Source organism: Flavobacterium tistrianum (genome assembly GCF_003254545.1).
GTDB lineage: Bacteria > Bacteroidota > Bacteroidia > Flavobacteriales > Flavobacteriaceae > Flavobacterium > Flavobacterium tistrianum.
The window spans coordinates 453,289-472,084 of sequence record NZ_QJRH01000073.1 but is presented as its reverse complement, the minus strand read 5'-3'; the positions used below and the strand labels follow the sequence as shown (position 1 = coordinate 472,084).

Annotated in this window: 17 protein-coding genes, 1 pseudogene and 1 riboswitch; of the genes and pseudogenes, 9 read left to right on the top strand and 9 right to left on the bottom strand. The window is 34.1% G+C overall.

What is annotated here, in order from left to right; translation table 11 throughout:
• Positions 1 to 177: 177 nt before the first annotated feature.
• From DMB71_RS21090 to DMB71_RS21080, 3 genes are all read right to left on the bottom strand, one after another.
• A complete protein-coding gene (locus tag DMB71_RS21090) occupies positions 178 to 1,239 on the bottom strand; it encodes a BamA/TamA family outer membrane protein (RefSeq protein ID WP_111369585.1) in 1,062 nt (353 codons plus the stop codon).
• 106 nt (positions 1,240 to 1,345) lie between these two features.
• On the bottom strand, positions 1,346 to 2,542 hold the full coding sequence (locus DMB71_RS21085) for an FAD-dependent oxidoreductase (protein WP_111369584.1): 1,197 nt from the start codon (positions 2,540 to 2,542) through the stop codon (positions 1,346 to 1,348).
• Positions 2,543 to 2,572: 30 nt separating this feature from the next.
• Complete coding sequence (locus DMB71_RS21080; protein ID WP_111369583.1) at positions 2,573 to 3,331, bottom strand: helix-turn-helix domain-containing protein; 759 nt, start codon at positions 3,329 to 3,331, stop codon at positions 2,573 to 2,575.
• A 310-nt stretch (positions 3,332 to 3,641) separates the two neighbouring features.
• On the opposite strand from DMB71_RS21080, the gene DMB71_RS22110 reads away from it, so the two are divergent.
• Complete coding sequence (locus DMB71_RS22110; RefSeq protein WP_204251814.1) at positions 3,642 to 4,145, top strand: hypothetical protein; 504 nt, start codon at positions 3,642 to 3,644, stop codon at positions 4,143 to 4,145.
• Between the two features lie 351 nt (positions 4,146 to 4,496).
• Here DMB71_RS22110 and DMB71_RS21070 read toward each other — a convergent pair.
• From DMB71_RS21070 to DMB71_RS21060, 3 genes and pseudogenes are all read right to left on the bottom strand, one after another.
• Positions 4,497 to 4,919: pseudogene (locus tag DMB71_RS21070) on the bottom strand (IS1595 family transposase); the annotation flags it as partial.
• Positions 4,920 to 5,044: 125 nt separating this feature from the next.
• Positions 5,045 to 5,422, bottom strand: coding sequence for a hypothetical protein (locus DMB71_RS21065; RefSeq protein ID WP_111369581.1), 378 nt, complete (start codon positions 5,420 to 5,422; stop codon positions 5,045 to 5,047).
• Between the two features lie 267 nt (positions 5,423 to 5,689).
• Positions 5,690 to 6,322 carry a nitroreductase family protein gene (locus tag DMB71_RS21060; RefSeq protein ID WP_111369580.1) on the bottom strand — a complete coding sequence of 211 codons (633 nt, stop codon included), beginning with the start codon at positions 6,320 to 6,322 and terminating at the stop codon, positions 5,690 to 5,692.
• Between the two features lie 107 nt (positions 6,323 to 6,429).
• Between DMB71_RS21060 and DMB71_RS21055 the strand changes: the two genes are divergently transcribed.
• A complete protein-coding gene (locus tag DMB71_RS21055; protein WP_239453017.1) occupies positions 6,430 to 6,786 on the top strand; it encodes a winged helix-turn-helix transcriptional regulator in 357 nt (118 codons plus the stop codon).
• Here the strand turns inward: DMB71_RS21055 and DMB71_RS21050 are convergent.
• From DMB71_RS21050 to DMB71_RS21040, 3 genes are all read right to left on the bottom strand, one after another.
• Positions 6,783 to 7,262 carry a MarR family winged helix-turn-helix transcriptional regulator gene (locus tag DMB71_RS21050; protein WP_111369579.1) on the bottom strand — a complete coding sequence of 160 codons (480 nt, stop codon included), beginning with the start codon at positions 7,260 to 7,262 and terminating at the stop codon, positions 6,783 to 6,785. The genes DMB71_RS21055 and DMB71_RS21050 overlap by 4 nt on opposite strands.
• Positions 7,263 to 7,264: 2 nt before the next feature.
• Positions 7,265 to 7,750, bottom strand: a complete 486-nt coding sequence (locus DMB71_RS21045; protein WP_111369578.1) for a GNAT family N-acetyltransferase — start codon at positions 7,748 to 7,750, stop codon at positions 7,265 to 7,267.
• Between the two features lie 126 nt (positions 7,751 to 7,876).
• Positions 7,877 to 8,470: a hypothetical protein gene (locus DMB71_RS21040; protein WP_111369577.1), complete on the bottom strand. Its 594-nt coding sequence runs from the start codon at positions 8,468 to 8,470 to the stop codon at positions 7,877 to 7,879.
• Between the two features lie 244 nt (positions 8,471 to 8,714).
• Here DMB71_RS21040 and DMB71_RS21035 point away from each other — a divergent pair, with 244 nt between their 5' ends.
• The 7 genes from DMB71_RS21035 (at position 8,715) to DMB71_RS21005 (ending at position 18,652) form a co-directional block, all read left to right on the top strand.
• Entirely contained in the window at positions 8,715 to 9,779 is a 1,065-nt protein-coding gene (locus DMB71_RS21035) for an NAD(P)H-dependent flavin oxidoreductase (RefSeq protein ID WP_111369576.1), read from the top strand.
• A gap of 91 nt (positions 9,780 to 9,870) precedes the next feature.
• Complete coding sequence (locus tag DMB71_RS21030; protein ID WP_111369575.1) at positions 9,871 to 10,782, top strand: YybH family protein; 912 nt, start codon at positions 9,871 to 9,873, stop codon at positions 10,780 to 10,782.
• A gap of 46 nt (positions 10,783 to 10,828) precedes the next feature.
• A riboswitch (cobalamin riboswitch) is annotated at positions 10,829 to 11,033 on the top strand.
• 110 nt (positions 11,034 to 11,143) lie between these two features.
• Entirely contained in the window at positions 11,144 to 13,192 is a 2,049-nt protein-coding gene (locus DMB71_RS21025) for a TonB-dependent receptor (protein ID WP_111369574.1), read from the top strand.
• A complete protein-coding gene (locus tag DMB71_RS21020) occupies positions 13,189 to 14,334 on the top strand; it encodes a DUF5074 domain-containing protein (protein WP_111369573.1) in 1,146 nt (381 codons plus the stop codon). Before DMB71_RS21025 ends, DMB71_RS21020 begins: the two co-directional genes overlap by 4 nt.
• A 26-nt stretch (positions 14,335 to 14,360) precedes the next feature.
• Positions 14,361 to 15,563, top strand: coding sequence for a cell surface protein (locus DMB71_RS21015; RefSeq protein ID WP_204251813.1), 1,203 nt, complete (start codon positions 14,361 to 14,363; stop codon positions 15,561 to 15,563).
• Positions 15,564 to 15,588: 25 nt separating this feature from the next.
• Complete coding sequence (locus tag DMB71_RS21010; RefSeq protein WP_111369572.1) at positions 15,589 to 17,868, top strand: T9SS type A sorting domain-containing protein; 2,280 nt, start codon at positions 15,589 to 15,591, stop codon at positions 17,866 to 17,868.
• A gap of 145 nt (positions 17,869 to 18,013) precedes the next feature.
• Positions 18,014 to 18,652: an NAD(P)H-binding protein gene (locus tag DMB71_RS21005; protein WP_111369571.1), complete on the top strand. Its 639-nt coding sequence runs from the start codon at positions 18,014 to 18,016 to the stop codon at positions 18,650 to 18,652.
• Positions 18,653 to 18,796: the final 144 nt, after the last annotated feature.

Sequence of the window (18,796 nt, the reverse complement as noted above, 5' to 3'; positions counted from 1 at the left end):
CTATCTGAAAAATGGATTAGCTTTGTTTTTTTCTAAACTGCCTCAACAAAACAAGATTTTTGTAAAGAAATTCAATTTTCTAAATATGAAAAAAGCTTTATTGAGCACTACCGAAATTATATAAAAAGAAAAAGGACTGTTTTTGAGACAGTCCTTTTTAGCAAATATTTTTCAAAATTAAAAAGCTTCACCAATTCTAAAATAGACTCCCCAATCTCCTTTACCAACCGCACCATCTAGACCAACATTGAATTTTGATTTTTTGAAAGGATTGTATCTGTATCCAATACCGCCACCAGGATAAATTTTCCAATCAAAACTTGGAGTGTCAGAACCATAAATGGTTGCAATTCCAAAAAAGCCAACCAATCCCATCTTTTTTGCAAAGTTGTAGCGGTATTCTCCTTGAATATCCATTAATCCCGCACCTCTATATTTACCTTCAGAATAACCTCGAATGTCTGTTCCGCCAATGGTGCTCTGCTGTTCGAAGGCAACATTTCCTAAACCAAACTTGCCAAACACTCGAGCCGCGATAACATCTTTATTATCTCTAGTGGGAATATATCTATTGGCTTGAAAGGATATTCTATTTGATGCCAATTCATTGTCTAAAAAATCAGGATAAGTAGACCAATCCAATTTAATCTTGTATCCTTTTGTTGGATAATAAACAGCATCTCGAGTATCATATAACAAATTTACAACCAAAGCATTGCTATGTGATACAGAAGAAGGAGAAATATTATCTTCATAAACTGTATTGTAATGTGAATAGGTATAAGAAAGTCCGCCGTAGAATTTTCCAACGATTTTGCGCTGGCCTCCAACGCTTATAACCGTTATTTTAGTTCCATAATCATAAAAATCTGGCTGATCAATATCATCCACATAAAATTGCGAATTCTGATTTCCATTAAAAAAGAAAAGTTTCAAACGCCATTTGTCTTCATTTAAATACCATTTATTGAAAAAAGCCAAAGCATAAGATTTATTAGTCGTATAAATGGCCGACATTCCGGACAAAGATTTGGGTGAAATAGTATCAGCTTGATTCACTTTATACATTGCCATCGGAATTGCTCCAAACATAAAATCAAGATTTCGATTATAACTCAAATAAGGCATTATTCGCAGTTCAATTTTCTTTTCTTTTTTCTGAATCGAATCGGCTGTTTTTTGTCCAAAAGTAAATTGCATAAAACCAGTAAAAAAGAATAGGAGTAGAAGATGCCTCATGGTATAAATTTATTTGGTGAAACTTATATTGGCGTAGAAAATGTTTTTCAGGTAATTGTAAATTTAGATAAAAAAATATAAGTAATTGAAGTAAAATGAATTAAGTTTAATTTGTTTTGCTAAATATAGAGAGTAACCTTTCTAAAGCATTTTCAGAATGAAGCTGTTCTCCGTTTTTTAAAGTATTTTCTAAGGCAATCGCGGCCCTTTCTAGCATTCGTTTTTCAAAATAGGAAATGGCAGTTTTCAGATCAGGGAATTGATTATTTGTTAAGCAATCAGCCAATTCAAAAGCATCGAGCAAGGCTAGATTAGCGCCTTTTCCAGCAAAAGGTGGCATTCTATGTGCGGCATCGCCAATCATGGTTAAATTTTCCAGCGTTTCCCAAGACTGATTAAACGAAAAATAATATTGCGGGCGCGGAATAAAATACAATTCTTTACTCTTGAATAATTCATCCCATTCAGAACTCCAATCTTGATAGACTTCTTTAAACCAATCGAAAATCTGCTCATTGTTTTTAAAATCTAGCTGATTTTCGGCAATCCAGTTTTCAGAGATTTTACTGCTGAGTAAAAACATTAAAGAACCATCGCCCTTTATGCCGTACATAATTGTCTGTTCTTTTCCAAAAGCCAGCACTTTTCCGCCTTTTGAAAACTCAAAAAGATGAGGAGCATTTTCTTTTGCATTGTAAATAGTTCCTTCAATCATGGTAATTCCAGAATAAATTGGTTTTTCTGCGCTTAAATAAGGACGCACTTTAGAATTTGCGCCATCTGCGGCAATTACCAAATCTGCATAAACATTCGTTCCGTTCATAAAATGCACTCGCCAACCTTCGTTTTCTTTTTCCATAGAAGTAAACTGACTATTCCAGATAATCGAATCAGAAGAAAGTGAATTCAGTAAAATATTTCGAAGAACCGAACGATCTATTTCTGGACGAGGTTTTGAAATGTCTTGAAGTGAATCACGATTTTGTTCTGAACTTATTTGAGAAGACGGTTTTAAAATGGAATGTTCATCAAATTTCAGTTCAAAATTTTGGTCAACAATTCTGGTTTTGCTGGCATTGGGTCTAACATTTTTGTAAAATTCATCTAATAAATGAGCTTGTTTCATGGCTATCAAGCCCGAATCTTCATGTAAATCTAATGGAGAACCTTGAACGCGAACTTCGGAATTGATATCTCTTTCGTAAACTTTTACATTGCTATTTTGTAATTGTAAAAGGCGGGCTAACATTAAACCGCCTATTCCGCCACCAATAATGGCAACTTGTTTATTTTTTAGTAACATAGTTTTGTATTTAAAATCTATGGCACAAAATTATTTGGATGAAAGAGCCGATAATAGTATAAATCGGTCGTTTTTGTTTTGAAATAACTCTTTTGGAAGCGAGCCCGAAATCTTTTTGATCTCTTTGATAAAATGGGTCTGGTCTGAAAAATTTTCTTCAGGAAACAATTTCCCTTTTGCAATATGTTCTAAAGAAGCACGAAAACGCAGAATCGAACAATACCCTTTTAATGAAACCCCAAAATACTGATTAAAATATCGGTTGATCTGTCGGCTGCTCCAATTAGATTTTTCCGACAATTCTTTTACCGTCATGTCTCTGTTGGTTTCGTAAATAAGTCTGAATAGTTTTTGTTTTCGATTATCGATTTCTTTTAACAATAAAGATTCAATTTTTGCAGAAGCTTTTTCGCAGAACAATTCAAAATTCTCCAAATCATTTTCATTAAAATCCCAGAAATTACTCTCGAGCAGTTTTCCAGAATTTAAAAGATCCGCAATGCTTTCATGAAAAACATATTCAGCAGCAGGAAGTTTAAAACTGATTGTAAAAGTGAGACTATTAGCGGGTATTTTTCCTTTTTCGTATTGCTGTGTTCCCAAACCCAGAAGTCTGATTTGAAAAGGAATTTCATCCGTTTTTATCAGTGACAAATCAATTCGTCCATCTGGAAGGCCAATTGTTTCTAAAGTTTGATCCGATTTATTCTCCATGCACCAAAAACTGTCCACAAAATCCGAAAGGTTTTTATTGGGTTTAATGGATTGATATGCTAAATCGTGAATCATTTCATCAAATTTAAAACGAAATTATGCAATTCGCTACTCATTCTTGCAAAGAAAGAATAGCTGTAAAAAGTCTGTAATGACGTTTTTAATTTCGAAAAAAGAGCATTGAAAAACTTAACATTGGGTAAGTTTTTGATTTTTAACTGAATATACTTATGTTTTTACGCTCACGAAAAACTTAACATTGGCGAATAGGTTTTTCAATTTATCTTTGTTTATTATTTTTTGATGTTAATTTAATGATTTAATAACATTAAAAATTAGTTTAATCCAAAATAAATTTAATCAATTTCTTAAAATTAACAGAATAATGACAAAAGAAGTGCTTACTAATGAAATCGATCAGGATGTAGAAGTTGCTCCTGTTATCTCAAGCGAAGAAAATCAACAGCAAGAGACTGAGATTTCAGAAACAGAATCGGTAGTTGAAATTTCAGAATCAAAACCAAAACCTAAAAGAGCTCCAAAAAAAGCTGCAACTGAAGAAGTAGTAGAAAATAAAGAAGCTGAATCGGGAGAAGAAACGGCATCTGAAGCTGAAGCTAAAACATCAGAAGAAAACGAAGATCAGCCAAAATCTAAAAAAAATAAAAAGATGAAAGAAAAAGAGAAAAAAGAGAAAAAGAAAAAAGTTGCTGCTAAGAAAAAAGAGAAAGCAAAAGACAAAAAGAAGGAAAAAGCGAAAAAAGCAAAATTAAAAGCTAAAGCAAAAAAGAAAGCTAAAGCTAAAAAAGCCAAAGAAAAAGCTAAAGCAAAAAAAATCGCTAAAAACAAAGCGAAACGATCTAAAGCAAAGAAGAACAAGAAAAAATAATTGTGATTTGTGAATGGTTAATTGTAAATTTTCCTGCAATCACAATATATAGTAAGGCCACAGATTACAAGATTAACACAGATTTTAAAAAATCATTTTAATCCTGTAATCTGTGGCTTTTTTATGCTCATAAATTTTGAAAATCTTAAAAGGTATGTCAGGCTGAGCGGAGTCGAAGCCTATGTGAAGTTTTTCTGCTTCAATATATTAATAGCCACAGATTATAAGGATTATCACAGATTTTTTTAATCTTTTTAATCCTTATTTTTATTAGCAATCTTAGCATTTCACATTTGACATTTCACAACTCACCATTCACAATTCTTTGACTTTTTTCTTCATTGCGAGTTGATCAATTTTCTGAAGAAATTCAGGATCAAATTCAGAATAAGCTCTTAATCTGTATTTCTCGTCCCTGATTTTCATAACCAAGCGAATTTTTTGAACCATATACCAGATCGGCTCATATCTTTTATGTCCTAATAAATATTGAATTTTGAGTATGGATAATTTTCTATGTGAAAGTGTCATCAATTCAATGCAGATCATCCAGTATCGAACGGGAAGATTGGAGTTTTCCATTACGGTTCCTGAGCGGAGACCAGTGCGGGTGCCGCATTTTCGGCATTGAAATTTCAAATCATTCTGACGGAAAGAATGTGCATTATGTCTGCATTTCCTGCACAAAAGCCCATTTTCTAAACGTTTGTTTTTGAGCTCTTCAATGCAGGTTGCTTCATCAGAATATTTTTCAAAATAGGCGCGTAACTCCATTTATACAAATCCATATTTACGTTTCGAAATATAAAATATTTTAAAAGAAACGAATAACAATTTGTATAAAAAATAAAAAGGAATATTCGAGATGAATATTCCTTTTTATGAAGGGCAAAATTGTGTTATAATTTAGCTACGATTTCTTTTTTGTACTTATTAAGGATAGATTTTGTCATACCTAAATTAGCTTTTGTAGAATCTACAGCCAGGTAAATAAAGTATTCCTGATTGTCAGATACATCGATGATGTGAATTTGTGAACTTAGCGTAATCATAATGTTGTCAATTACCTGTTCTTTTAATCCTAAAGCTTTAATAGCGTTCATTTTTGCTTTTACCACTTCCAGATTATAAGCCGATGCTAATTCAGGGTCAAAATCTGCCACTACAGATTGAGAATAGTATGACATGCCGCTTGCAATTTCAGCTACAGAAACTGCGATGAACCCTGGGACGTTCTTTTTTAGGTCTTCCCCAAATTGAGTTAAAAAATCAGACATAATGTTAGAATTTTAGTTGTTGTAAATAAGATTGAATTGTTTTGGATAAAAGCAAAATTAGGGATACAATATTATTTAATTATCCGTATTGCGTACCTTTTTTTGTACAATAATTAAAAAATAACATAGGACTGATAAAATCAGTTTATTGTTTTTTAAGCTGGATTTTGTTTTGGATTGAAAATGAAACAATTAAAACAAAAATGCTTCTGAAAAAGCGCTTGTAAGCCCTTCAGAAGCATTTTATTTTAAGCAAAAATTAATTTTTTACTTGATTTCTGTTATAAATTCTTCTTGAGAAGTTCTCACTTTTTTCAAATTTACCAACCAGTCATTTGCATCATCTCTATAACCAAGAGGTAAAACCAAAACACTATTTAAACCAAGTTCGTTTAAACCTAAAAGTTTATCTACTTCAGAAGGAATAAAACCTTCCATTGGAGTTGCGTCTACTTGCTGTTCAGCCGCCGCAGCGATTGCGATACCAAACGAAATATAAGCTTGTTTTGCTGCGTGGTTAGCGTGCCATTCTTGACCAAGAGGCTCATACATTCCCCAAAGTCTTTGTTTGTACTCGTCCATAGCATCTGCAGGAATTCCTCTTTCAGCAATAGTTTTGTCAAATACAGCAGAAATTTTCTCTAAACTATAACCATCCCAAGCAGCCCAAACCAAAACGTGAGAAGCATCTGTAACTTGACTTTGGTCAAAGCTTACTGCTCTTAGTTTTTCTTTAACTTCTTGGTTTGTAATAACAAAAATTTTATAAGGCTGTAAACCAGAAGAAGAAGGAGCCAGTTTTGCAGCTTCAAGAATATAATCTACTTTTTCTTGCGGAACAGCTTGTCCATTCATTTTTTTTGTAGCGTAACGCCACTTTAGTGCATCTATTAAGGCCATCTTTTTTAATTGATTAAAATTGTGTTCAAATGTAAAAACTTTAAGTGTATTTTTGTCATCAGATTACCAAAAGTAACTGTAACATCGAGGTAACTTACTAATAGAACATGATAAAAGAACCCATACACGATAAAAAATCGTGCAATCAGCATATTATGGCAGTGCATGACGCCATGTATATTTTAAACGGAAGATGGAAAATTTCTATTATAGCATCATTGTGCTTTAATACATTAAGATTTACCGACTTATTAAGAGAAGTGGAAGGCATTTCTGGAAAAATGCTGAGCAGAGAATTAAAAAATCTAGAAGAAAATCAATTGGTTACTCGAACTGTTCTCAATACGCAGCCTGTTACGGTTGAGTACGAGTTAACAGAATATGGACATACTTTAAAAGAAGTGATTGATTCTCTGGCAAAATGGGGTCACAACCACAGAAAGAAAATTGCAGGCAGAGATTAGTCTTTGTCTTTTAGTTCAATAGCTCTTTGCAAAAAGCCTTGACGAGTTAAATTTTGTTCTGTTTCTTCAATTGCTCGCAGAAGATTGTTTTGCGTATTGGTGATTTCGTTTAAAGTTTTTGTCATAATGCTCCAAACTGGTTGCATTTTTTCAACCAATTCTTTCCCTTTTGCTGTTAAGATGATCAGTCTCTTGCGTTCGTCTTGTTTGTCTTTTTTAGAACTGATAATTTTTTCTTTCTCCAGTTCCTTTAATAAACTGATGGTTGACGGATGGCTATAGCCAATTTCACTGGCAATTTCAACCACACTCAGCATTTCTTTTACATGCAGAGTATAAATTACCGGAAACCATTTCGGTTCAAAATCAATATTAAAATAACTGTAAATCTGTGCGCCGTCCTTGCGCAATTGCTCGCTAAGACGTTGTAAGCGCGTTGATATGGCTAAAATTCCAATTTCATCAATTATATTCATTGCTATGGATTTAAGTTTAAGTGACAAAAAACATTGTCAGGTTTCATTAACGGAAAATCAACAGGAAGCGCATCTTTTGGTATAGTTACAAAACTATTCTTTTCGTAAAAACGCAAGGCAGCCTGCAATAAAGTAACCGTTCCTAAATATAAGTCTTTAATTCCGTTTTCTTTGCTGTATTCAATTAATTGCTCCAATAATTGTTGGGCAATTTGAAATTCTTTTCCTCTGAATTCTTTCTTGACGAACATTTTTCTGATGGCGGCAGCTTCTGGACTAAATTTTACCAAAGCTATTGTACCAACCAATTTTCCGTCAATAAAAGCACCCAAAAAAGTACCGCCCGATTTGAAATAGAAGTTTTGGATATTTAGTAAATCTGGCTGATCTTCTAATGTTATAGGCACATTGAATTCTTTTTGCTGAATGTTTAAAATCAAATCTACGATTTCATTTTCGTACTCATTTTGTATAGGTTTAATCTGCATGACATTTTAAAATTTAATATAAGTACAAAACTACGTAGTTAACTACATATATCCAAACAAAAAACTGCTGAAGCCAGCAGTTTTAAGTGTTTTTTATGATTTATTACAATTTTTCTTTTTCTGTTTTTATTCTTTAACTAATACAATAACAGCTTTATAACCCGTACCAACATTCCATTCGCTTGACGAAATAACTTGACCTTTATCATCATAAACCTTAAATTCGGCCGTGTTTGGAGAGGCAAAACCTTCGTTTAATGCTTCAATGTCAATTTTGTTGATTCCTTTTTCCAAGTTTATTTTGACACTTTTAAAATCGCCGTTCAAAAAAACTTCAGGTTCAATAACTTTATCGTTCAAATATACTTTTACTTTATCGCCGTCTACAAAAGCTGCATCACGGTACATAATTGTCGAAGTAACAGCTGTGGTATTGAAATTGCCTAAAAACTGATTTCTTCTATAAAATATTCCCTCAACATTGGCTTCTGGCTTATAGAGGTTGGTGTTTTTAAATAGTTCGTCTGGATTAACCTGCAATGGTGCTGGCTTTTCAACAGGTGCTGGCGGGTTTTCTTTAGGAGCAGCTTCTTTTGGCGGAATAACTTCTTTTACAGGAGATTTTTTGGCTGGAATCGATTTGAATTTATTATCCAGTTCCTGAGCAAAACTATGCAATGAAAAAGAAGCAGAGGCAATTATCAAAAATATTTTTTTCATGTTTTTATACTATTAATCTTGTGTGGTATTGATTTAAAAAAATGAGATGCATCATAATCTTTTATATATAAACATTTTATGAAACCAAATATTGTCTTCTTATGGATTATTTGTCGAAAAATTAACTTCTTTATAAGTGAAATTTGAGTGTTTTCTCCTGAAACTGAAGTATCTTTATATTCTCGTCAAGTTTTGAAGATTTTATCTTTTATAAGATTCTCTTTAAGCAATAAAATCAAATATCATGGAATGGAAAAATGTTCTTACCGATTTGTTTAAAACTGATTTCCCGATCGTACAAGCGCCAATGCTAGGTGTTACAACTCCAGAAATGGCTGTTGCTGCAAGCAATGCAGGGGCCTTGGGATCTTTGGCATTAGGAGATCTTCCTGCTGAAAAATGTATTGAATTAATAAGAGCGACAAGAAAATTGACTAATAAACCTTTTGCAGTAAATATTTTTGTCCATAAAATAGATCCGATTACGCCAAATTTGAAAGCTGATTATGCTAAAACGAAAAAGCATCTGCAGAAACTTACCGAGAAACTGGGCATTCAAACCGATTTTCCTGATATAAACGAAATCAAACTTACCGATTATCACGATCAGATTGAAGCTATTTTATTGGAAAACTGCAAAATTGTGAGTTTCACTTTTGGAAATCTGGATCAGGAGAGTATTGCAACATTCAAGGAAAATAAAGTACTTCTGATTGGAACCTGCACTTCTGTTCAAGAAGCTATTGCATTGGAAAATAGCGGTATTGATATTATTTGTGTTCAAGGTATTGAGGCTGGCGGGCATCGTGGAAGTTTTCTGGAAGAAACAATTCCGCAAATTGGTGGATTATCACTGCTTTCGCAGGTAACTGAAGCGGTAAATACGCCAGTTATTTATGCTGGAGGAATTTATAATGCCAAGACTTTATTAGCATCCAAAACTTTGGGGGCAGATGGTTTCCAAATTGGTAGTTTGTTTTTAGGAAGTACAGAAAGCGCTTTGCAAGATTTTGAAAAACACCGTCTTAGAAATATAAAAGAAAATGAAATTGTTTTAACCAAAAGTTTTACAGGAAGATATGCGCGCGGAATTAAAAATACTTTTATAAAAGAAATTGAAAATTCTGAATTCATTCTACCATACCCATATCAAAATAAACTGACTACTGAGTTGAGAAAAACAGCAAAACTGGAGCAAAACGCAGATTTTGTGAGTATTTGGATGGGGCAGTCTATTACTAGTTATAGTGATGTTTCGACTGAAATTATCATCAGGAATTTATTAGAAGAAACAGAAAATTTCGTCTGAATGCTAATTGCTTTTTTATAGCTGTTTTTGTTTGTAAAATACTGAATGTTAATATTTTATACATTTGTTGTTCAATTAAATAATTTTGGGTATGAATAGATTTAGTTTTATCTTTTTTCTTTTTGCATTTGCTGGTTTTGCTCAAGGAAGTAAAAGTGATTCGATTATTAAAAAACAAATTGAAGAGTATAATATTTCATTCGCAACTGCTTTTGTAAAAGGAAATCAGAGCAATTTAGTAAAAGCATATTCCGATCAAACCCTATTTATGCCCGAACACAGCAGGCAGCGAGTAGGCAGCAAAACGATTCAAGACTTTTATAAACAGTGGCTGTCTCAGGCAAAAATTACTTCTTATGAAAGAAAAATTCTGGACTTGCAGGATTTTGGAAATTACGTTTTAGAAATAGGAACTTTCATTGAAAACTTAAATGTAAACGGACAGAATCCGTTTTCTTATTCTGGAAAATATTCGGTTTTATGGAAAAAGTCTTCGAATAGAAGTCAGTCTCCAACAATTGCTGCTGAAATTTGGGGATCATCAAGTTATTTTGATGATAAAAACATTCCGAATATAGATGATAGTGCAATTCTGCCGACAAAAGAATATATTCCGACTGACAAATTAACTTTAGAAGTAAAAGAAAGAAATAATAAAATAAAGGAATTGGTTCAGAATAGGCAAGGAGCAGAGCATGCCAAAATGTTTATGCCAGATGCGATGTACCTAACATATTATACTCCAATTCTTTCTGGTGAAAAAGAAATTACAGATTATTTTACAGACCATGAAAAATCAGGAACTTTAAGTATTGATAAAATCTCGATTCTGACTTCTGAAATTATTTATGCTAGAACAGCAATTATTGAATTTGGTTTTTATAACGTTGATTGGCGCGATGGTGACAGCAACGGAAATATAAAAGGAAAAAGCATAAATGTCTGGAAGAAAGATGCTAACGGTGAATTATTGCTTTTTCGCCAGATGGTAAATCATGATTAAAAATTAAAAAATACAATTCTAATTTGCAGACACCATACCTGAGTTATATCTTTACCCAGATTTTGGTCTGCTTTTTTCAATCTGAAATAAGCAGTTAAAAGGGAATCAGGTGTAAATCCTGAACAGACCCGCTACTGTAAGTTCTACACAAAGTCTTTAAACATACTAATGCCATTGTCCCGCTTTGCGGGGTGAGAAGGCCGTTTAAAGATAGAATAAGTCAGGAGACCTGCCACGATCACATAGTTTAAAACTTTCGTGGTATGAAGTTGATGACAAGATAATAACCTGCTATTGGATAGCGGGATTACTACTGTTATATTATTACGGCATCACACAAAGTTTATTTAATTAAATCGTGATGTGTAATTTGAAGAAAACTTTATTTTCTGCTTTTTTAGTACTTTTTCCTTTTTTGCTTCATTCTCAAGCAGTGACTGATAGTTCGCGGGTTTTAAAAGAAGTTATTTTAAAAGGAAAACCTTACCAGGAAGTCATTCCTGTGCAAAGTCTTTCGGGTGTTCTGCTCGAAAATCTTTCTAGCCATAATGTTGCCGATGCGCTTCGGTACTTTGCAGGAACTCAAATCAAAGATTACGGCGGAGTCGGCGGACTCAAAACAGTCGATGTTCGAAATATGGGAACACATCATGTTGGTGTTTTTTATGACGGAATTCAGCTTGGAAATGCACAAAACGGCGTAACCGATTTAGGAAAATATTCGCTTGACGATATGGAATCGCTTACCATGTACAATGGGCAGAAAAGCGAAATCTTTCAGTCAGCAAAAGACTTTGCATCAGCTTCAACAATTTATTTGCGAACCAAACGTCCTGTTTTTACAGGCAGTAAAAAAACAAATCTGCTGGTTCGTTACAAAACAATGTCTATCAATTATCATGATCCTTCTTTTAGATGGGAACAAAAGCTGAGCGATAAAGTCAGCATGAGCGTAAGTTCTGAATACATTAAGTCGAACGGACAATATAAATTTAGATACAAACGAAAAAATCAGGATGGAAGTGTAGCTTATGATACCACAGCCACAAGATGGAACAGCGATATTGAAGCATTCCGATTTGAATCTGGTTTGTATGGAAAAATAAACAAAGGAACTTGGGACGCCAAAGTTTATTATTATGATTCTGAACGCGGTGCACCAGGAGCAATTGTAGAAAATAAGTTTAAAGACGGTTTTAGGCAATTCGACAAGAACTTTTTCGGACAATCTTCTTTAACGAAAGACGTTTCAGAAAAATATAAATTCCAGCTAAAAGGAAAATTTGCCTACGATTATACGCATTACATTGCGCGAGATACCACCAATGTTTTAGGCGAAACCGTAACCGAGGGAGCACAATCTGACGATAGTTATTACCAGCAGGAAGCTTATTTCTCGGCTGTGAATATGTACAGCATTTTGCCTACTTGGGATGTTTCGCTCTCAACCGATTTTCAATACAATAAATTAAATGCGACTAGAAGAGGAATTCAAACACAATTTTCTTTCCCACAGCGTTATACGGCGTTAGTTTCTCTTGCTACTTCGTACCGATATGAAGGCTTTAAAGTTTTAGGAAATGTACTCGCAACTCGCGTTATTGAAGAGGTAAAATACAACGCTAAAGCTCCCAATAAAACAGAATTTACTCCTGCTATATTTTTGGGCTATACGCCATTTAAAAAATACGATTTCAATTTAAGGGCGTTTGCCAAACGTATTTTTAGAATGCCCACTTTTAATGATTTGTATTATACCATGATTGGTTCAAGCACTTTGAGGCCCGAATATATGAATCAGTATGATGTTGGTTTTACGTATAATTTCCCTGTAAGAGAAAGCTTTTTCGATAAATTTTCTTTTCAGGCAGATGCTTATTATACCAATACAAAAGACAAAATTGTAGCCGCTCCAACTGGAAATTTATTCCGCTGGATGATGACCAATATCGGACAGGTAAAAGGAAAAGGAATCGAAACGGTTCTGAATATGGGAACTCATTTTCATAAGCTCAAACTTGATGCTAATTTAACTTATACGTATTCTCAAAGCCAAGATTTTACAAAGTTTGTCGGTTTAGAAATGTCTTCTTATGGAGATCAGATTCCGTATACGCCTTGGCATAGCGGATCTGGAATTTTAAACGCCAATTACGAATCTTGGAATTTCAATTACAGCTTCATTTATGTCGGAAAACGCTACAACGGAAATGTCAATAATATCAAAGTAAATGAAGTGCAGCCTTGGTATACGCACGATTTAGCGGTTCAGAAATCTTTCGCATTCAAAAATTACAAATTGAACGGAACGATTGAAGTCAATAACGCTTTTAATCAGCAATATGAAGTTATTTACAATTACCCAATGCCAGGGCGAACATTCAAATTTATAATCAGTTTTGAGTTATGAAAAAGAGCTTTTTAAAAATACTATTTGGTTTAAGCATATCTGTTTTGCTGGTTTCCTGCCGCGAAGACGAAACCGTATTTCTTTCTTCTGACACCGCTGTTGCCGCGCCAAGAAGTGACGGAAATATTGAAGGATTTTATCTTTTGAACGAAGGTAATATGGGAATGAATCGTGCGAGCTTGGACGTTTTCAATTATAGAACAGGAAATTATACCACAGATGTATATTCAGAACGAAATCCGAGCGTGGTAAAAGAATTGGGAGATGTTGGAAACGATATTAAAATCTATGGAAATAAGGTTTATGCAGTTATAAATTGCTCCAACAAAGTTGAGGTTTTAGAGAAATGGACCGCAAAACGTATCAAAAAAATCGATATTCCTAATTGCCGTTATGTAGCTTTTTATAAAGATAAAGCCTATGTAAGTTCTTATTCGGGACCAGTTGCCATTAATCCGAATGCAGAAATCGGTTTTGTGGCTGAAATTGACACCACTTCATTAGAAATAAAAAGAAAGGTAACCGTTGGCTATCAGCCTGAACAAATGGTTATTCATAACGGAAAATTGTATGTCGCGAATTCCGGTGGTTACAGAGTTCCGAATTACGATAGAACCGTTTCGGTTATTGATCTGGCAACTTTCACAGAAATCAAAAAAATAGATGTGGGCATTAATTTGTACAGCATGCAAATTGACAGTCGCGGAGACATTTACGTGAGTTCACGAGGCGATTACTACAACACGCCATCTAATCTTTTTGTGATCGATACACAGACAGACGAAAAGAAAATGCAGCTCGATATTCCTGTTTCCGGAACTTGTCTGGTTGATGATTTACTGTATTACTACAGCGTTTCTTGGAGTTACTTATCAGGCAGTAATAAAGTGAGTTACGGAATTTTAGATACTAAAACTAAAAAAGTAATCACCAATCAGATCATTACGGATGGAACCGATAAAAAAATCATGATTCCGTACGGACTTCAAGTCAATCCCGAAACCAAAGAAATCTACATTACAGATGCTCAGAACTACGTCGTAACGGGATATATATACTGTTTTACGCCCGACGGAAAACTAAAATGGAAAACTACTGCAGGGAATATTCCTGCTCATATTGCTTTTATAACTAAAAATTAAAAAATTAAAAAATTAAAAAATTAAAAATGGTGAATAAAGACCTTTTAAAAATCGCTTTGTTTTTAATTCTTTTCTTGGGATTTGCCTCTTGCGATAAGGATAATGATAATGAAGAAAATCTGCTTCCCGCAGAAGTGCTGAAGGAAACTTATACGATTGATCGTTTTAAAGTTCTGAATATTGCGACCAATCTTCCTAGCACAGCAAAACTGACTTGGAGCGTTAAAGATTCGATAATCTCAGAAAATGCAGATTTAGATTTTATAAGCCCGTTTCAGAAAAGCTATCCGCTCACTTTGAAAGTTGAAATAAACGGAGAAACAAAGATTTACAACTCATCCATAAATGTTACAAAAGAAACAGGAACGTATAGTAAATATATTTCTAATGTATTTGATTTTCGTCCTGCTGTTGGACAGTTTACTAATGAAATTCCACAGTATACTGCAGGAAATACTGAAGCAAATATGATTTCTGCAGCAAAAAAAGCAATTGTTGGTTCCAATACAACAATGATTTCGCTAGGTGGTTTTGGCGGTTATGTGGTTTTTGGTTTTGATCACACTATTCCAAATATGGACGGACGAGATTTTAAGGTTTTGGGAAATGCCTTTTGGGGAAATGAAGCCAACGAAGCGCGTGCTGGATCTTGCGAACCCGGAATTATAATGGTCGCTTATGACAGAAATAAAAACGGAAAACCAGATGAGGATGAATGGTATGAAATTGCCGGAAGCGAATATTTTAAAAACACGACTATAAAGAACTATTCTATTACTTATTCCAAACCAGATCCAAATAAATCTCCAGTTGCAGGAACAGAATTTTGGCAGGTAAATACCGAATACATAAAATGGCATGATAATGCAGGAAATTCAGGCTATAAATCACATAATGTGTTTCATGAACAAAATTATTATCCGCTTTGGATTGCCGATGCTTTTTATACTTTGAAAGGTACGCGAGTAGCCGATAATTTCTACGATCAAAGCGGTGAAGGTTCTTATTGGGTCGGCAAATCGTTTGAATTTGGTTATGCCGATAATGCACCAAATAATGACGAAGCTTCAAATATTGATATTTCGTGGGCAGTAGATAAAAACGGAAAATACGTGAAGCTTCCAGGAATAGATTTCGTAAAAATATATACCGCAATCAATCAGGAAGCAGGCTGGCTTGGCGAAGTTTCTACGGAAGTTTCAGGCGCTTATGATTTACATCTTAACTAACACAACATTTTAAAACCAATACATTATGAAGAAAAACTACTTTATAGTAATAATGCTATTTTTTGCATTTCTAACCCATGCACAGATAAAAGTACAAGGAGTTCCTAGAAATGACATTAAAATAAAAACAGTAACACAAAAACAATTAACAGCAAAGAATGCTAATGCAACTACTTTTGATGATATCAAGTTTTGGGTTGGTACTGGTGCCAATAAAGCAGCTTTTGCTGTGCAATGGAACGATGGAAAAAATGCAGACGCCTTAATCTGGGGATTTAAATGGGATGGAAGTGCAAGTGGAGAAGATATGATGAAGGCAATTGCAAAAGCCGACCCTCGCTTTTATACTCTTTTGCTGCAGGGAACACAATTTGGAACTGCAATTGGAGGTTTCGGCTTCGATTTGAATGGAGCGAACACAATTGGATTGTACAAAAGCGGAAACCTAACGTATCCTTATTATCCTGTAAGCGGAATTGTAAATACAACTGTTTATGATTTTGATGAATATACGCCAATTGATGCATCAGATCACTGGCAGTCTGGATGGACAGCTAATGGATACTGGTCATATTGGGTGAGAGATGATGTGAATAATAGTTTTGATTATTCTGGATTAGGCGCATCGAGTCGAGTTTTACAAAACGGTTCTTGGGACGTCTGGAACTTTAATGTTTCGTTTGCAGAAGAACCCATTGCAGCATTTACTCCAGTCGCTCCTTATTCGAATGCGATAGATTTCACAAAAGGCTATTTTATGGTAAACGAAGAATGGTTTGGCCATACAAACGGATCTGTAAATTTTGTCAGCAATGACGGAAAAATTAATTATAGAGTTTACAGTGATGTAAATCAAAATAAAGCTTTTGGCGCTACAACGCAATACGGAACCATTTATGGCGATAAGTTCTATTTTGTTTCTAAACAAGCCAAAGATGGAGGAGATACACAATATACGCCAGGCGGAAGGCTAGTGGTTGCCGATGCTTTAACCATGAAAACCCTCGCAGAATTTGATAATGTAGGAGGAGGAGACGGACGTTCTTTTGTTGGAGTTGATGAAAAAACGGGATATATAGGTGCTTCAAACGGAGTTTTTATTTTTGATATTGCCAATATGAAAGTAGGAGCTCTTATAACAGGAACAGGTGGCGGAAGTCAGTACGCGGGACAGATAGGAAACATGATTCGTACTTCTCAATATGTATTTGCAGTAAAACAAAATGGTGGAATTTTAGTAATTGATCCTAAAACTAATACTGTAATTAAAACCATTACAGGCGCGTTTCATTCGGTTACACAATCTAAAGACGGAAGCATCTGGGGAATTCAGAATAAGAAAATAATAAATATTGATCCCTTAACTTTTGCAACTATTGAATATGCCATTCCAACCACTCAATATTTAGGTTCTTGGGGCGCTTGGAATGCAGGAAGTTTTACTTATAGCAATAAAGAAAATGCATTGTATTGGATGAATTCTGTCAACGCATTTACTTCGGGTGTTCAAATTATAAAGTTTGATGTTGCCACTAAAAAATTCAACGAAAGTTTTGCTACGCTTCCGGGGCAAACGGGAACTTTTAAACAAATTCCTTATGGAGCAGCATTGAGACTTGATCCTGTTTCAGATCAGATTATTGTAAATACGACCGAAAGCGGTTTTGGAGCACATTACCAAAAAAACTGGATTCATACTTTTGACAATACTGGAAAATTAATTGATACTAAAATTCTAAATGATTATTACTGGTTTCCAGCGATGACGGTATTTCCAGACAATGCAGCGCCAGTTGTAAATGCAATTCTGCCATCACAAGTTTCAACAGGAAGTCCGACAATTATTGATCTGAAAACAGTGGTTTCAGATGAAGACAATTTATCTGCGGCAATTGTAAAAACAATAAAATCTAACAGCGATGAAAACATTGTTTCGGCAGCAATTAATGTGAATGAAGAGCTAATTATTACGCCAAAAGCAGGAGGAAAAGCAACAATTGTAATCAGTTTTAATTCTAATGGAAAAATTGTAGAAAAATCGATTTTGGTTGACACAGCGGTTTTAGGCAGAGACGAATTCACGAAAGTGCAATTATCAATTTATCCAAATCCAGTTTCAGATTATCTCAATATTAGTACTGAAGATGAAGTTACTGATGTTGTCATTTATGATGTTAATGGAAGAACGATTAACACTCAATTAAACAACAATCAAATCGATGTAAGCAATTTTGCAAAAGGCTTTTATATTATCAATATTGTAACCGATAAAGCAAAATACACGCAGAAATTTATTAAAAGATAAAATTTAAAAATTGTAATAATTTGAGGCTGTCACAAAAGTGACAGCCTTTTTTAATGCTCCGTAGGAGCATCATGTTGGTAGAATCGTGTTGGTAGAAAAATATCGGTAACAATCATTATATTTACAATACAAAATTTCGAGCATTATGAAAGCATTGGTAATTGGAGCCACAGGAGCAACAGGAAAAGAGCTGGTTAATCTTCTATTGGAAAATAACGATTATGAAGCAGTTTCAATTTTTGTGAGACGCCCAACAGGAAAATCACATCCAAAATTGATCGAGCATGTTGTTGATTTTTCGAATGTAGATTCGTTTCAGAATTTAATTGACGGAGACGTTCTTTTTTCTTGTTTAGGAACTACGTTGAAAGATGCTGGCTCAAAAGAAAAACAATGGAAAATCGATTATGATATTCCTGCCGACTTTGCAGCCACAGCAAAACAAAACAATGTAAAATCTTTAGTTTTAGTTTCTTCTTACGGAGCTTCAGCAAAAAGCAACGTATATTATTCTATGATGAAAGGAAAACTAGAAGATTATCTTCTTGAGCTTCATTTTCCACAATATATTATTTTCAGACCCGGACCTCTAATTCGAGAAAATACAGATCGTTTAGGTGAAAAAATTTCAGTGAAAGTTATAGAATTATTTAATGCAATTGGACTTTTTAAAAGCCTAAAGCCAATAACAACCGCATTTTTAGCTGAAAAATTAGTGAAAGCACCAAAAGCACTTCCTGTAGGAAACACAACGCTTGAATTGAAAAGTATTCTGGAACTATAAGTGAAATTTGCTATTCAGAATGCAGAGAAATGGAAGCAGAATAAAATATGTAATCCAAACAGTAATACTTAAGTCTTTTTGGGTGTAATTTTATAATAAACTCTTTTCCGAATAAGGGTTTTTAGACTATTTTGCTTTACCTTT